Annotated in this window: 3 protein-coding genes; all 3 read left to right on the top strand. The window is 74.8% G+C overall.

All coding sequences use genetic code 11. The features are described from left to right. The first annotated feature begins 45 nt into the window (after nt 1–45). The 3 genes from POF43_RS09895 (at nt 46) to POF43_RS09885 (ending at nt 16,805) form a co-directional block, all read left to right on the top strand. Nucleotides 46–14,856: a type I polyketide synthase gene (locus tag POF43_RS09895; protein ID WP_271322002.1), complete on the top strand. Its 14,811-nt coding sequence runs from the start codon at nt 46–48 to the stop codon at nt 14,854–14,856. Nucleotides 14,857–14,982: 126 nt separating this feature from the next. Beyond that, on the top strand, nt 14,983–16,050 hold the full coding sequence (locus POF43_RS09890) for a glucose-1-phosphate thymidylyltransferase (protein ID WP_271313530.1): 1,068 nt from the start codon (nt 14,983–14,985) through the stop codon (nt 16,048–16,050). Then, nucleotides 16,047–16,805 carry a futalosine hydrolase gene (locus POF43_RS09885; RefSeq protein ID WP_282698517.1) on the top strand — a complete coding sequence of 253 codons (759 nt, stop codon included), beginning with the start codon at nt 16,047–16,049 and terminating at the stop codon, nt 16,803–16,805. Before POF43_RS09890 ends, POF43_RS09885 begins: the two co-directional genes overlap by 4 nt. Nucleotides 16,806–17,210: the final 405 nt, after the last annotated feature.

Below are 17,210 nucleotides of genomic sequence, written 5' to 3'. Positions count from 1 at the left end.
GGCATCCCGTCACGACATCCCGTTTCTCGAAGGGTTGGTTCTGCCATGGACAACGAGGACAAGCTCCGCGATTACCTCAAGCGCGTCACGACCGACCTGCGGCAGACCCGCCGCAGGCTGGCCGAGGTCGAGGCGCGCCGACACGAGCCGATCGCCATCGTGGCGATGTCGTGCCGGATGCCGGGCGGGGTCCGGAACCCGGAGGAGCTGTGGCGGCTGGTCGCGGACGGCACCGACGCCATCTCCGCGATGCCCACCAACCGTGGCTGGGACCTCGAGGGCCTCTACGACCCCGACCCCGACCGGCGTGGCACCAGCTACGCGCGGGACGGCGGATTCCTCTACGACGCCCCCGAGTTCGACGCCGGGTTCTTCGAGATCTCGCCGCGTGAGGCGGTGGCGATGGACCCCCAGCAGCGCCTGCTGCTGGAGACGACGTGGGAGGTCTTCGAGCGGGCGGGCATCGACCCGCACACCCTGCGCGGCAGCCGGTCCGGCGTCTTCATCGGGTCCAGCAACCAGGGGTACGCCTCCGACGGCAGCACCGCCCCCGAGGGCGTCGAGGGCCACCTGCTGACCGGCGGCTCGGCGGCCGTGCTCTCCGGCCGGCTGGCCTACAGCTTCGGCCTGGAAGGGCCCGCGGTCAGCATCGACACGATGTGCTCCTCGTCGCTGGTCGCCCTCCACCTCGCGGTGCGGGCCCTGCGGAACGACGAGTGCACGATGGCGCTGGCCGGCGGTGCCACCGTCATGGCCAACACCCGCAACTTCGTGGAGTTCAGCCGGCAGCGCGGCCTGTCGGTGGACGGCCGCTGCAAGCCGTTCTCCGCCGACGCCGACGGCACCGGCTGGGGCGAGGGCGTCGGCGTCCTGCTGCTGGAGCGGCTGTCCGACGCCCAGCGCAACGGGCACCCGGTGGTCGCGGTCATCCGCGGCAGCGCGATCAACCAGGACGGCGCGAGCAACGGGTTGACGGCGCCGAACGGCCCGTCGCAGCAGCGCGTGATCATGGCGGCGCTGGAGGACGCGGGCCTGTCGACGTCCGAGGTGGACGCGGTGGAGGCGCACGGCACCGGTACGGCGCTGGGCGACCCGATCGAGGCGCAGGCGCTGCTGGCCACCTACGGCCAGGACCGCCCCGAGGGCCGGCCGTTGTGGCTGGGCTCGCTGAAGTCCAACATCGGCCACGCGCAGGCGGCGTCGGGCGTGGCCGCCATCATCAAGATGGTCGAGTCGCTCCGCCACGGCGTCCTGCCCAAGACCCTGCACGCCGAGGACCCCTCCCCGCACGTGGACTGGTCCGCCGGCGAGGTCAAGCTGCTGACCGAGGCCGTCGAGTGGCCCGAGACCGGGCAGCCCCGCCGGGTCGGCGTCTCCTCCTTCGGCGGCAGCGGCACCAACGCGCACGTCCTGCTGGAGCAGGCACCGGTCGCGGAGGCCGGCGAGGAGCAGGCGGCGCAGGAGCCGCCGACCGCCGCGCGTGCGGCGGCCGTGCTGCCGTGGACGCTGTCGGCCCGGTCCGAGGCGGCGCTCAAGGAGCAGGCCGCCCGCCTGGCCGACCACATCGAGACCTCCGGACTGTCGCCCGTCGACCTGGCCCACTCGCTGGCCACCGGGCGTGCCGGACTTGAGGAACGTGCCCTGCTGGTCGGGACGGACCCCGCCGCCCTGGTCGCCGACCTGCGGGCGGTGGCCGGCGGCGCCACGCCGAACGGCGCGCGCGGCACCGACGAGACCGCCGGCGAGGAGACCGACATCGTCTTCGTCTTCCCGGGCCAGGGTTCGCAGTGGGTGGGCATGGCGGTGGGGTTGCTGGACTCCTCCCCGGTGTTCGCCGCCCGGTTCGCGGAGTGCGAGGCGGCGCTGGACGAGTTCGTCGACTGGTCGTTGTCGGACGTGGTGCGCGGGGCCGAGGACGCTCCGGGGTTCGACCGGGTTGATGTGGTGCAGCCGGCGTTGTGGGCGGTGATGGTGTCGTTGGCGGCGTTGTGGGAGTCGTTCGGTGTGGTGCCGTCGGCGGTGGTGGGGCATTCGCAGGGCGAGATCGCGGCGGCGTGTGTGGCGGGTGGTCTGAGTCTGCGTGACGGTGCCCGGGTGGTGGCGTTGCGCAGTCGGGCGATCACGGTGATGGCCGGGCACGGCGGGATGGTGTCGGTGGCTCTGCCGCACGCGGATGCCGAGGAGCTGGCGGGCCGTTGGGACGGTGTGTCGGTCGCGGCCGTCAACGGTCCGACGTCGGTCGTGGTCAGCGGTGACGCGGACGCGCTGACCGAACTGGTCGCGCACTGCGAGGCGTCCGGTGTACGGGCGCGCCGCATCGAGGTGGACTACGCGTCGCACTCGGCGCACGTGGAGTCGCTGAAGGACGAGCTGTTCGACGTGCTGTCGGACGTGGTCCCGCTGGTTCCGCGGGTGCCGTTCTTCTCGACGGTGACCGGCGACTGGGTCGAGGACGCCGCCTTCGACGCGGAGTACTGGTTCACGAACCTGCGGCGCACGGTCCGGCTGGAGTCGTCCGTGCGGGAGTTGGCGGCGCAGGGCCACCGGGTGTTCGTGGAGATGAGCCCGCACCCGGTGCTGACGCTGCCGGTGGAGGAAACGCTGGCCGACGCCGGTGTCGAAGCCGTGGTGACCGGCACCCTGCGGCGCGGTGAGGGCGGACTCGCCCGCTTCTACGCCTCGCTGGGCGAGGTGTGGGTATCCGGTGTGGCGGTGGAGTGGGACAAGGCGTTCACCGGTCTGGCACCGTCCCGGGTGGAGCTGCCGACCTACGCCTTCCAGCGCCAGCGGTTCTGGCTGGAGCCGGCCCGCCCGGCCGAGGCCGCCGGTGCCGCGTCCGGCTCGGTGGACGAGGCGTTCTGGGACACCGTCGAACGCGAGGACCTGGCCGAACTGGCCGGGGCGCTCGGCCTGGCGGACCCCGAATCGCTCAGCGAGGTACTGCCCGCCCTGTCGTCGTACCGCAAGGGAACCCGGGAGCGCGGCACCGTCGACGGGTGGCGCTACCGCGTCGTGTGGCGCCATCAGTCCCCACCGCCGGGCGGGGCCCTGTCGGGCACCTGGCTGGTCGTCGTTCCCGAGGGACACCAGGACGACGACCACACCCTGGCCGTGCTCGGCGCCGTGCGGGGGGCCGGGGCGCGCACCGCGACCTTCGCCCTGGACGGCACGCGGTTCGACCGCGCCGAGGTCACCGCGCGGCTGCGCGAGGCGCTGGCCGGCGAGGGCGACGACGCCGTCCAGGGCGTCATCTCCCTGCTGGCCCTCGACGAACGCCTCGACGACCTGCACTCCGGAGCGACCGTCGCCCTCGTCCAGGCGCTCGCCCTGGTCCAGGGCCTGCTCGACGCCGAGGCCGGGGTGCCGCTGTGGCTGCTGACCACCGGCGCGGCCGACACCGGCACCGCCGGCGACGCGGTACGCAACCCGATCCAGGCCGCCATGTGGGGCTTCGGCCGCGTCCTGGCCCTGGAACACCCCAAGCTGTGGGGCGGCCTGGTCGACCTGCCCGAGGTGTGCGACGAGCACACCGCCAACGGTCTGACCTCGCTGCTCGCCGAGGGCGGCGACGAGGACCAGACCGCCCTGCGCGCCGGCGGCCTGTTCATCCGCCGCCTGGTGCGCGCCCCGCTGAACGGCAAGTCGAGCGAGCGCAGCTGGCGCACCAGCGGCGCCGCGCTCGTCACCGGCGGCACCGGCGGCCTGGGAGGCCACACCGCGCGCCTGCTCGCCCGCAACGGCGCCGAACACCTCGTGCTCACCAGCCGCCACGGCATGGAGGCGCCCGGCGCGGCCGAACTGCGCGACGAACTCACCGCGCTCGGCGTCCGGGTGACCATCGCCGCCTGCGACGTCGCCGACCGCGACCAGCTGGCCGCACTCGTCCGGCAGGTCGAGGCCGACGGCCCGGCGATCCGCACCGTCGTGCACACCGCCGGCGTCGGCATGCTCGCACCGCTGGCCGAGACCAGCACGGACTACTTCGCCGAAGGCGCCCGGGCCAAGCTGCTCGGCGCGTTCAACCTGGACCAGCTGTTCGACCACGACCGCCTCGACGCCTTCGTCATCTACTCCTCCGTCGCCGGCACCTGGGGCAGCGGGGACCACGGCGCCTACTCGTCGTCCAACGCCTACGCCGACGCCCTGGCCGAGAACCGCAGGGCCCGCGGGCTGACCGGTGTCTCCATCGCGTGGGGCATCTGGAGCCCCGAGGGCGGCGGCATGGCCGTCAACGTGCTGCGCGAGACGCTGCGCTGGCGGGGCATCCCGTTCATGGACCCGCAGCTGGCGGTGGCCGGCTTCCAGCAGGTCCTCGACCACGACGAGACGTTCCTCGCGGTGGCCGACATCGACTGGGAGCGCTTCGTACCGGTCTTCACCGCCGCCCACTCGCGCCCCCTGCTGCACGAGGTGCCGGAGGTCGCGGCCGCGCTGGAGGCCGACAAGGCGGTCGGGGAGGCCGTCGCCGGCACCTCCGACACGCTGCGCGCCCGGCTCACCGCCCTCGAACCGGCCGAACGCGACCGCGAGTTGTCGGAACTGGTACGCGGTGAGGTCGCCGGCGTGCTCGGGCACGAGGACAACGCCGACGTCGCTGTCGGCCGCGCCTTCCGCGAACTGGGCTTCGACTCGCTGACCGCCGTCGAACTGCGCAACCGCCTCAACGCCGCCACCGGTCTCAAGCTCCCGCCGACGGTGGTCTTCGACTACCCCAACGTCCGGGAACTCGCCGGCCACCTGCGCACCCGGCTGATCGGCGACGACGCCCCGGCCCCGGCCGCGGTGGTCGCCAGCACCGTCCCCGCCGACGACGACCCCATCGCGATCGTGTCGATGGGCTGCCGCTTCCCCGGCGGGGTGCGGTCGCCGGAGGACCTGTGGCGCCTGGTGCGCGACGAGGTCGACGCCGTCTCGCAGTTCCCGTCCGACCGCGGCTGGGACCTGGAGGCGCTCTACGACCCGGACCCCGACAAGCACGGCACCAGCTACACCCGCGAGGGCGGATTCCTCGACGCCGCCCCCGAGTTCGACGCCGCGTTCTTCGGCATCTCGCCGCGTGAGGCGGTGGCGATGGACCCCCAGCAGCGCCTGCTGCTGGAGACCTCCTGGGAGGCCGTCGAGCGCGCCGGGATCGACCCGCACAGCCTGCGCGGCAGCCGCACCGGCGTGTTCGTCGGCGCCGCGCACCAGGGCTACGGCAACGGCTTCGAGGTGCCCGGTGAGCTCGAGGGCCACCTGATCACCGGAACGGTCACCAGCATCGCGTCCGGCCGCATCTCCTACACCCTGGGCCTGGAGGGCCCCGCCGTCACCCTGGACACCGGGTGCTCCTCGTCGCTGGTGGCGATGCACCTGGCGTCCCGCGCGCTCCAGTCCGGTGAGTGCTCCCTGGCCATCGTCGGCGCCGCCGCCGTGATGGGCGAGCCCATCGGCCTGGTCGGCTTCAGCCGGCAGCGCGGTCTGGCCACCGACGGCCGGTGCAAGGCGTTCGCCGCCGCCGCCGACGGCATGGGCATGGCCGAAGGCGTCGGCGTGCTGGTGCTGGAGCGGCTGTCGCAGGCCCGGCGCAACGGCCACCAGGTGCTCGCGGTGGTCCGCGGCTCCGCCATCAACCAGGACGGCGCGAGCAACGGTCTGACCGCGCCCAACGGGCTGTCGCAGCAGCGGGTCATCCGCGAGGCGCTGGCCAACGCCGGCTGGTCGGCCTCCGAGGTCGACGTGGTGGAGGCGCACGGCACCGGCACCAAGCTGGGCGACCCGATCGAGGCGCAGGCGCTGCTGGCCACCTACGGCCAGGACCGGCCCGCCGACCGGCCGCTGTGGCTGGGCTCGGTGAAGTCCAACATCGGCCACTCGCAGGCGGCGTCCGGCATGGCCGGCGTCATCAAGATGATCGAGTCGATGCGGCACGGCGTCCTGCCCAGGACGCTGCACGTCGACGAGGCGTCACCGCACGTCGACTGGTCGACCGGCGCGGTGGAGCTGCTGTCGCAGTCGCGGGCGTGGGAGCAGACCGACCGGCCGCGGCGCGCGGGCGTGTCGTCGTTCGGAGTGAGCGGCACCAACGCGCACGTACTGCTGGAACAGCCCGAGCCGGAGCCCGTGGTGGCGCCGGTGGAGCGCCCGTCGGGCGTCGTGGCGCCGTGGCCGGTCTCGGCCCGCTCCGCCGACGCCCTGCGCGAGCAGGCCGAGCGGCTGACCGCCGCGGTCAGCGAGGACGGCCTCGACCCGGTCGACGTGGGCTGGTCGCTGCTGACCTCCCGCGCGGTCTTCGAGCACCGCGCCGTCCTGGTCGACGGCGCCGTCGTCGCCTCCGGCGCGGAACTGCCCGGCGGACGCGGCCCGGTGTTCGTCTTCCCGGGCCAGGGATCGCAGTGGGTGGGGATGGCGGCCGGACTGCTGGACTCCTCCCCGGTGTTCGCCGCCCGGTTCGCCGAGTGCGAGGCGGCGCTGGACGCGTACGTGGACTGGTCGCTGTCGGACGTGGTGCGCGGCGTCGAAGGCGCCCCGGGGTTCGACCGGGTGGACGTGGTCCAGCCGGCGCTGTGGGCGGTGATGGTCTCGCTGGCGGCGCTGTGGGAGTCGTTCGGCGTGGCGCCCTCGGCGGTGGTGGGCCACTCGCAGGGTGAGATCGCGGCCGCTGTGGTGGCGGGCGCGCTGAGCGTGGCGGACGGCGCCCGGGTGGCGGCGTTGCGCAGCCGGGCGATCGCGGCCATGGCCGGACACGGCGGCATGGTGTCCGTGGCGCTGTCGCACGCCGGCGCCCAGGAGCTGTCGGAACGCTGGGAGGGCGTGTCGGTCGCGGCCGTCAACGGCCCGACGTCGGTCGTCGTCAGCGGCGACGCGGACGCGCTGACCGAACTGGTCGCGCACTGCGAGGCCACCGGGGTGCGGGCACGCCGGGTGGAGGTGGACTACGCCTCGCACTCCGCCCACATGGAGTCGCTCAAGGACGAACTCCTGGAGGTCCTGGCGCCGGTGGCGCCGGCCAAGCCGCGGGTGCCGTTCTTCTCCACGGTGACCGGCGAGTGGATCTCGGATGCCGTGCAGGACGCGGAGTACTGGTTCTCCAACCTGCGGCACACGGTGCGCCTGGAGTCGTCGCTGCGGGAGCTGGCGGCGCAGGGCCACCGGGTCTTCGTGGAGGTCAGCGCCCACCCGGTGCTGACGATGCCGGTGGAGGAGACCCTGGCCGACGCCGGCGTCGACGCCGTGGTGACCGGCACCCTGCGGCGCGGTGAGGGCGGACTCGCCCGCTTCTACGCCTCGCTCGGCCGGATATGGGCCGCGGGCGCCGAGGTCGCGTGGGACAAGGCGTTCACCGGCCTGGCACCGCGTCAGGTCGCACTGCCCACCTACGCCTTCCAGCGCCAGCGCTACTGGCTGGAGCCGGCCCCCGCGGTGGAAGCCGCCGGCGGTGCCTCCGGCGCGGTGGACGAGGCGTTCTGGGAGACCGTCGAGCGTGAGGACCTGGTGGAACTGGCCGGGGCGCTCGGCCTGGACGACCACGGGTCGCTCAGCGAGGTCCTGCCCGCCCTGTCGTCCTACCGCAAGACCGCGCAGCAGCGCGGGACCGTCGACAGGTGGCGCTACCGCGTCGCGTGGCGGCACCAGCCGGAGGCGGCCCGCACCGAACTGCGCGGCACCTGGCTGGTCGTACTGCCCGGCGAGTACCAGGACGACCACCACGTGCAGGCCACCTTGCGGGCCGTCGAGGCGGCCGGAGCACGCGTGCGCCTGCTGGCGCTCGGCGCCGAGGACGCGGACCGCGAGTGGCTCGCCGACCGGTTGCGCGTCGAGACCCGGCTGTCCGCGGTCGACGGGCCGGCCGAACCGTTCGCCGGAGTGCTGTCCTTCACTGCCTTCGAGGAACGCCGCTGGTCGGTCGACCGGGCCATGCCCGCCGGCCTGGTCCTGCTGAGCACCTTGCTTCAGGCCCTCGGCGACGCCGGGATCGACGCGCCCTTGTGGTGCGCCACCCGCGGCGCGGTCTCCGTCGGCCGCTCCGACACGCTCGACCGCCCGGAGCAGGCCATGACCTGGGGGCTCGGCAGGATCGCGGCGCTGGAGTACCCGCAGCGCTGGGGCGGCCTGATCGACCTGCCCGACGTCGTGGACGAGCGCGCGGCACGCCGCCTGCCGGCGGTGCTGTCCGGTGACCTGTCGGAGGACCACATCGCGTTGCGCTCCTCCGGGCTGTTCGCCCGCAGGCTGGCACGCGCCGGTGCGCCGACCCGGCCCGCCGGCCCCGAATGGCGCCCCAGCGGCACCGTGCTGGTCACCGGTGGCACCGGCGGTGTCGCCCGGCACGTCGCCCGCTGGCTGGCGCGCGGCGGGGCCGAACACCTCGTCCTGGTCAGCCGGCGCGGCCCGCAGGCCCCGGGCGCTGATGAACTGGTCGCGGAACTGGCCGAGTTGGGCACCCCGGCGACCGTCGTCGCCTGCGACGTCTCCGACGCGGGCGCCGTCCGCGACCTGGTGGACAACCTGCCGTCCCCGCACCCGCTGACCGCGGTCGTGCACGCCGCCGGCGTCATCGACGACGGCGTCATCGACGCCCTCACCCCGGAGCGCGCCGACGGCGTGCTGCGGCCCAAGGTCGACGCGGCCCTGGCCCTGCACGAGGCGACCCGGCACCTGGACCTGTCCGCGTTCGTGCTCTTCTCCTCCATGGCCGGCACCCTCGGCGGCCCCGGCCAGGGCAGCTACGCGGCGGCCAACGCCTTTCTGGACGCCATGGCCCAGCAGCGCAGGACGGCCGGCCTGCCGGCCACGTCCATCGGCTGGGGCACCTGGGCCGGCGGCGGCATGGTCAGCGAGGAGGTGGCCGCCCGGCTGCGCCGCGACGGCGTACCGCCGATGGCCCCCGAACTCGCCCTGTCGGCGCTGCAGAAGGCGCTCGACGAGGACGAGACGTTCATGATCGTCGCCGACGTCGACTGGAAGGTCGCCGTCCCGCGGGCCGTCGCGGCCCTGCGGGAGTTCCCCGAGATCCGGTCGCAGGACGGTGCCGAAGGGCACAAGGAGGAGGACGGACCGCAGCTCGTGCGGCGGCTGCGCGGACTGGCGCCCGCCGAACGGCGCACCGCGCTCCTGCTGGCCGTGCGCACCCAGGCCGCGGCGGTACTGGGCCACGACGGCCCCGACGCGGTGGCCGAGGACCGGGCCTTCCGGGACCTGGGCTTCGACTCGCTGACCGCCGTCGAGCTGCGCAACCGGCTCGCCGAGGCCAGCGGCCTGCGGCTGCCGGTCACCATGGCCTTCGACCACCCGTCGGCGTCCGTACTGGCCGCCTTCCTGCACGACGAGCTGTTCGGCGCCACCGACGCGGCCCCCTCGGACGGCGACCTGCCCACCGCCTCCGTCGACGACGACCCCATCGTCATCGTCGGCATGGGCTGCCGCTTCCCCGGCGGCGTGCGCTCCCCCGAGGAACTGTGGCGACTGGTCGCCGACGGCACCGACGCCATCTCCGCCTTCCCCGACAACCGCGGCTGGGACGTGGAGAGCCTCTACGACCCGGACCCGGACAAGGCCGGCCACTCCTACGCCCGGCACGGCGGGTTCCTCTACGACGCCGACCACTTCGACGCCGCCTTCTTCGGCATCTCCCCGCGTGAGGCCGTCGCGATCGACCCCCAGCACCGGCTGCTGCTGGAAACCACCTGGGAGGCGTTCGAACGCGCCGGGATCGACCCCGCGTCGGTCCGCGGCTCGCGGGCCGGGGTCTTCGTCGGCTCCAACTACAACGACTACCGCTCCCGGGCCCGCCGGGCGCCGGAGGGCCTGGAGGGCTACCTGGCCACCGGCAGCGCCAGCAGCGTCGCCTCCGGCCGCATCGCCTACACCTTCGGCCTCGAAGGCCCGGCGGTGACCGTGGACACCGCGTGCTCCTCGTCGCTGGTCGCCCTGCACCTGGCCGCCCAGGCACTGCGCTCCGGCGAGTGCTCGCTGGCGCTGGCCGGCGGTGTCACGGTGATCTCCCTGCCCGACACCTTCATCGAGTTCAGCCGGCAGCGCGCCCTGTCGCCCGACGGACGCTGCAAGCCGTTCTCGGCCCAGGCCGACGGCGCCGGCTGGGCCGAAGGCGTCGGCCTGCTGCTGCTGGAGCGGATGTCCGACGCCCGCCGCAACGGGCACACCGTGCTCGCGGTGGTGGCCGGCTCCGCGGTCAACCAGGACGGCGCGAGCAACGGCCTGACGGCGCCGAACGGCCCGTCGCAGCAGCGCGTCATCCGCCAGGCGCTGGCCAGCGCCGGCCTGTCGCCGTCCGACGTGGACGCCGTCGAGGCCCACGGCACCGGCACCTCGCTGGGCGACCCGATCGAGGCCCAGGCCCTGATGGCCGTCTACGGTCAGCAGCGGCCCGTCGAGCGCCCCCTGTGGCTCGGCGCCCTGAAGTCCAACATCGGCCACACCCAGGCCGCCTCCGGCGTCGCCGGCGTCATCAAGATGGTCATGGCGATGCGCAACGGAGTACTGCCGCGCACCCTGCACTGCGAGACCCCCTCGCCGCACATCGACTGGTCCTCCGGCGCCGTGCGCCTGCTGGCCGAGCAGCGCGACTGGGTCGCCGGTGACGGACCGCGCCGGGCGGGCGTGTCCGCGTTCGGGATCAGCGGCACCAACGCCCACCTGATCCTGGAGGAGCCGCAGGCCGTCGAGGCCCCCGCCCCCAGGACCGACGCGCCGGCGGTCCTGCCGGCCGCCGTGCCCTGGCTGCTGTCGGCCCGCGGCACCGCCGCGCTGCGCGAGCAGGCCGCACTGCTGCTGCGCCACCTGGACGCCGCACCGGGCACCCGCGCCGAGGACGTCGCCCTGGCCCTGGCCACCGACCGGGCGGCCCTGGAGGACCGCGCCGCGATCGTGGGCAGCGGACGGGAGGACCTGGTCGAGGCGCTGACGGCGCTGGCCGAAGGACGCGAACACCCCCGCCTGACCCGGGACCGGGCCCGCACCGGAGCCACCGCGTTCCTCTTCCCCGGCCAGGGAGCCCAGCGGGCGCAGGCCGGCCGGCGCCTGTACGCGCTGTACGACGCCTTCGCCGACGCGCTCGACGCGGTCTGCGGCCACCTGGACGCGTACCTGGAACGGCCGCTGCGCGACGTGCTGTTCGCCGAGGACGGCATGCCCGAGGCGGAACTGCTGCACCGCACCCAGTACACCCAGGCGGGACTGTTCGCCCTGGAGGTCGCGCTCTTCCGGTTCACCGAACACCTGGGCATGACCCCCGACGTCCTGCTCGGCCACTCGGTCGGCGAACTGGCGGCCGCCCACGTGGCCGGCGTGCTGTCGCTGCCCGACGCCTGCCGCCTGGTGGCCGCCCGCGGCCGCCTGATGCAGGCGCTGCCCGAGGGCGGCGCGATGATCGCGGTGCAGGCGTCCGAGGAGGAACTCCTGCCGCTGCTGGCGCCCTACGAGGGCCGGGCCGCCATCGCCGCCCTCAACGGCCCCACCGCCACCGTGCTGTCGGGTGACGTGGACGCCGTGACGGCCGTCGCGGACAAGCTGGCGGCCGACGGGCGCAAGACCAAGAGGCTGCGGGTCTCGCACGCCTTCCACTCGCCCCACATGGACGCCATGCTCGACGAGTTCGCGGCGATCGCCGCCGAACTCGACTACCGGGCGCCCGCGCTGCCCATCGTGTCCAACCTCACCGGCCGGACCGCCACGGCCGAGGAGCTGAGCGACCCGGCGTACTGGGTGCGGCACGCACGCGAGGCCGTCCGCTTCCGCGACGGCGTCGCCCGGCTGGACGAACTCGGCGTCACCTCCTACGTGGAGCTGGGCCCCGACGGCGTGCTGACCGCGATGGCCGGCGACTGCCTGGAGACCCCGGGCGCCGTCCTCGTCCCGCTGCTGCGGGCCGGCACCGAGGAGACCGAGGCGCTCACCACGGCGCTGGCCCGGCTGCACACCCGCGGTGTCGCCCTGGACCGGGGCGCGCTGCTGGCCCCGCTGGACGCCCGCGCGACCGAGCTGCCGACCTACGCCTTCCAGCGCCAGCGCTACTGGCTGGAGGCCACCCAGGAGCCGCAGGACATGCTGTCCGCCGGCCTCGACGCGGCCGGCCACCCGCTGCTGACCGCCGCGGTGCAGCTGGCCGGCTCCGACGGGATCGTGCTGACCGGGATGCTGTCGATCGACCGCCACCCGTGGCTGGCCGACCACCGCCTGGACGACACGGTGCTCTTCCCCGGCACCGCCTTCCTGGAACTCGCCCTGGAGGCGTGCGAACGCGTCGGCGCCGCGCAGGTCGCCGAACTCACCCTGGAGGCACCCCTGGTGCTCCCGGCCGACTCCTCGGTGCGGCTCCAGCTGGCCGTCGGCGGCGCCGACGCGACCGGCACGCGCACCCTGACCGTCCACTCCCGGCCGGCCGCCGCGGCGGCCGACCTGCCGTGGACCCGGCACGCCAGCGGCAGCCTGAGCGACACCCCGGCCGCCGCCGGCACCGACCGGTCCGACGGCGCGGCGTGGCCGCCGCCGGAGGCCGAACCGGTCGAGATCGGCGACCTCTACGAGCGGATCGCCGACAACCACTTCTTCTACGGTCCGGCGTTCCGCGGCCTGCGGGCCGCCTGGCGGCACGGCGAGGAGATCCTCGCCGACATCGCGCTCGACGCCGAACACCACGCGCTCGCCGCCGACTTCACCCTCCACCCGGCCCTGCTGGACGCGGCACTGCACACCGTCGCCCTGGCCACCGCCGGCACCGGCCGGGCGGTCCTGCCGTTCAGCTTCACCGGTGTCTCGGTGACCGGCGCCGGACCGGCCGCGCTGCGGGTGCGGCTGACCCCGGCGGGCGGCGACAGCTTCACGCTGCGGGTCGCCGACAGCACCGGCACCCCGGTCGCCACGGTCGACTCCCTCGTCCTGCGACCGGTCGACACCGCGCGGATCGCCGCGGGCAACAGCGCCAACAGCCTGCACCGCCTGGTGTGGACGCCCGTCGGCCCCGGCGACCCGAACGGCGCCGCACCGGCCGTGCTGGCCGCCGGCGCCGGTGACGCCCTCACCCGCCTGGTGACGGCCGGCGCCGCCGCCCACGACGACCTGGCCGCCCTCGGCGCCGCGGTCGACGCGGGCGCACCGGTGCCCGCCACGGTGCTGGTCCAGGTGCCCGCCACCGCCGACGGCGACGACCTCGCCGCCGCCACCCGGCAGGCCACCCGGCACGCCCTGGAGACCGCCCAGGCATGGCTGCGCGACGAGCGGTTCACCGACGCGCGGCTGGTCTTCTGCACCCGGCACGCCGTGGCGACCGGCCCCGGCGACGCGGCCGGCACCGACCCGGCGCAGGCCGCGGTGTGGGGCCTGATCCGCACGGCGAAGACGGAGAACCCCGGCCGCTTCGCCCTGCTCGACCACGACGGGTCCACCGCGTCGCTCGACGCGCTGCCGGCCGTACTGGCCGGCGGCGAACCGGAGACGGCGCTGCGCGAGGGCGTCGCCACCGCACCCCGGCTCGCCCGGGCCGCCCGCACCGACGCTGAGACGTCCGGCGCGTTCGGCGCCGGCACGGTGCTGGTCACCGGCGGCGGCGGGGTCCTCGGGCAGCAGGTGGCCCGCCACCTGGTCACCGAGCACGGCGTACGGTCGCTGTTCCTGGCCGGCCGGCGCGGAGCCGACGGCGTGGGGATGCGCGAACTGTGCGACGAACTGCGCGGCCACGGTGCCGACGTCCGGCCGGTCGCCTGCGACATCTCCGACCGGGAGGCCGTCGCCGACCTGCTGGCCTCGGTCCCGGCCGAGCACCCGCTGACCGCCGTCGTGCACACCGCCGGTGTCCTCGACGACGGTGTCCTGGACGCGCTGACCCCCGACCGGGTCGACACGGTCCTGGGCGCCAAGGCCGACGGCGCGCTGCACCTGGACGAACTCACCCGGGGCCTGGGCCTGTCGGCGTTCGTGCTCTTCTCCTCGCTGGCCGGCACCTTCGGCGGCGTCGCGCAGGGCAACTACGCGGCGGCCAACGCCTTCCTCGACGCCCTCGCCGCCCGCCGGCGGGCCGCCGGGGACGGCGCGGTGTCGCTGGCCTGGGGCCTGTGGGCCGAACGCAGCGGCATGACCGGCAAGCTCGACGAGGCGGACCTGCGCCGGATGGCCAGGGGCGGCGTCGTGCCCATGGACACCGCCGAGGCACTGGCCCTGCTCGACGCGGCCGTCACGGCCGACGAGCACTTCCTCGTACCGGCGAAGCTGGACATCGCCGCGCTGCGCTCGCCCGACGGTTCGGTCCCGCACCTGCTGCGCGGCCTGGCCGGCGGCCGGACCCCCCGGGTGGCCGCGTCCGGCGCCGCCCTGCCGAACCCGGTGGCGGCCGAGCAGACCGAGCAGACCCTCACCGAGCGGCTGTCGGAGCTGGCGGAACAGCACCGGCTGCCGGCGGTACTGGAGGCGGTGACCGCCCAGGCCGCCCTGGTCCTGGGGCACACCTCGGCCGACGCGATCGACCCCGAACGCGGCTTCCTGGAGCTGGGCTTCGACTCGCTGACCGCCGTGGAACTGCGCAACCGCCTCGGCGTCGTCTCCGGGGTGCGGCTCCCGGCCACCCTGCTCTTCGACTACCCCACGGCCATCGCACTGTCCGACCACCTGCTGGTCAAGATGGCCCCCGCCGCACCGGCCGAGCGCGACCGGCGGCTGCTCATGGCCCAGTTCGACCAGTGGGACACCGAGTTCGCCGGCATCGTCGACGCCGACCTGCAACGCGACCTGCGCGGCAGGCTGACCCAGCTGCTCTCCCGCCTCGACGGGGTCACCCCCACCGCGGCCTTCGGGGACACCGACACGGAGGAGGTGCCCGACGACGAACTCCTCGACTTCATCGAGAACGAGCTCGGAGGCGCGTAGCACCGACGCCCCTCCCATGGCGGGCGGGAAGCCCGACTTCCCGCCCGCCCCCGGGCCGGACGGGTCCGCGGACCACCGCGGACCCCACGGCCGTCCCATGACAACGCCGCTCAACTGGATGGAAACGTGAAAGCTCTCGTGCTCGCGGGAGGATCCGGTACGCGTCTGCGACCGATCACCCACACGTCCAGCAAGCAACTGGTGCCGGTCGCCAACAAACCCATCGTCTTCTACGGTCTCGAAGCCCTCGCCGCGGCGGGGATCGAGCAGGTAGGCATCATCGTCGGCAGCAACGGTGCCGAGATCGAGGCCGCGGTCGGGGACGGTTCCGCCTTCGGGCTGGACGTCACCTACATCCCGCAGAGCGAACCTCTCGGGCTGGCCCACGCCGTGCTCATCGCTCGGGACTACCTCGCCGACGACGACTTCGTCATGTACCTCGGCGACAACTTCATCCTCGACGGCATCGGTGACGTCGTCGACCAGTTCCGCAAGGAGCCGGCCGACGCGCAGATCCTGCTGACCCGGGTCCCCAACCCCACCGCCTTCGGTGTCGCCATCATCGACGACGAGGGCCGCATCGAGGCGATCGAGGAGAAGCCCGCCCACCCGGTCAGCGACCTCGCCGTCGCGGGCGTCTACCTGTTCGGGCCGGCCGTCCACGAAGCCGTGCGGGCCATCGCCCCCTCCCGGCGCGGCGAGCTGGAGATCACCGACGCCATCCAGTGGATGGTCGACACCCGGCTCGACGTGCGCTCCACCGTGATCACCGGCTACTGGAAGGACACCGGGAACGTCACGGACATGCTGGAGGTCAACCGGACCCTCCTGGAACGCATGGAACGCTGCATCGAGGGCTCCGTCGACGCCTCCAGCGAGATCATCGGACGCGTCCGCGTCGAAGCCGGCGCCGAGGTCCACCGCTCGCGCGTCGTCGGACCGGTCGTCATCGGAGCCGGCAGCGTCGTCACCGACTCCTACATCGGCCCGTCCACGTCGGTGGCCGAGAACTGCAGCATCACCAACAGCGAGATCGAGTTCTCCATCATCCTCAGCGACTCCTCCTTCGACGGCATCCGCCGGGTCGAGGCGTCCCTCATCGGGCGCAACGTCCAAGTGACGCTCGCCCCCCGGCTGCCCGCCACCCACCGCCTCATCATCGGCGACCACGGCAGGGTGCAGATCTCCTCATGACCGCGACCCGACTCCTCGTGGTGACAGCCGTCACCGCCGAACGCGACCGCGCCGCCGCCGGGTTCGACGGCGGCGGCGCGCCGGGCACCCACACCGTGCCCGGCCACACCCTCCTGCGCACCGGCGGCCATGCCGGGCACCCGCTGCGGACCGACCTGCTGGCGGGCGGCGTCGGACCGGCGGCGGCCGCCTCGGCCGCCTCCGCCGCCCTGACCGCCGCCGCCCTGCGCGGCGAGCCCTACGACCTGGTCGTCACCGCGGGCATCGGCGGCGGTTTCCAGCCCCTCGCCCCGATCGGCGCCGTCGTCGTGGCGGACCGCCTGATCGCCGCCGACCTGGGCGCCGACTCCCCGGACGGCTTCCTGTCGGTCGACGCCCTCGGCTTCGGCCGCACCGTCCACCACGCACCGCCGGACCTGAGCCGCGAGGCCGCCCACGCGCTCGGCGCCGTCCACGGTCCCGTCCTGACGGTCTCCACCGCCACCGGCAGCGCGGAGACCGCCCGGCTGCTGGCGGAACGCCACCCCGGTGCGGCCGCCGAGGCCATGGAGGGCTTCGGGGTCGCCGAGGCCGCCGCGTCCCACGGCGTGCCGGTACTGGAGATCCGTACCGTCTCCAACGCCGTCGGGCCCCGCGACCGCGCGGCCTGGCGCATCGGCGAGGCCATGGCCGCCCTCACCACCGCGTTCGCCGCCCTGGCCGCCCTGCTGGAGAAGGACCCCACCCTCATCCCGCCCCGGCCCGACACGAACTGACCCCCGCACCCACCCCGGGACGCGTCGGTGCGGACCGGGGCGGATCGCACCGACGAAGAGCCCGGCACCGGGCGGATCGGGGCAGGAGCCCGACGCCGGTCGGATCAGGGCGCGGGCTCCGGCACCGCACCGGCGCCGGAGTGCCCCGGCAGCCCGCCTCCCGGGACCCCGCACCGACACGGCGGGGCGCCGGGCGGCCCGCCGCGAGGCCGGCCCGGCCCGGCCCGGCACGCGCCGGGCCCCCGCCGGCGGCCCCTCCGGGCGGGGGCACGCCCCCGCGGCGGCCCGGCCGCCCACGGCGTCCCGGCCGGCCGGCCGCCGGGTGACGGCCCGCCCCCGCGGCGGCCCGCACGCCGTCGCGGACCGTGACCGACGGAACGCCACCGGCGATTTCCAAGGGTTTCC

Origin of the sequence: Streptantibioticus silvisoli (assembly GCF_027947535.2) — a bacterium.
Taxonomy (GTDB): Bacteria; Actinomycetota; Actinomycetes; order Streptomycetales; family Streptomycetaceae; genus Streptantibioticus_C; species Streptantibioticus_C silvisoli.
This window is presented reverse-complemented; position numbering and strand designations above follow the sequence as displayed.

Excerpts from the sequence above, each read along its gene's own strand:
- POF43_RS09895 (WP_271322002.1), top strand. The coding sequence starts at position 46 with ATGGACAACGAGGACAAGCTCCGCGATTACCTCAAGCGCGTCACGACC.
- POF43_RS09885 (WP_282698517.1), top strand. The coding sequence starts at position 16,047 with ATGACCGCGACCCGACTCCTCGTGGTGACAGCCGTCACCGCCGAACGC.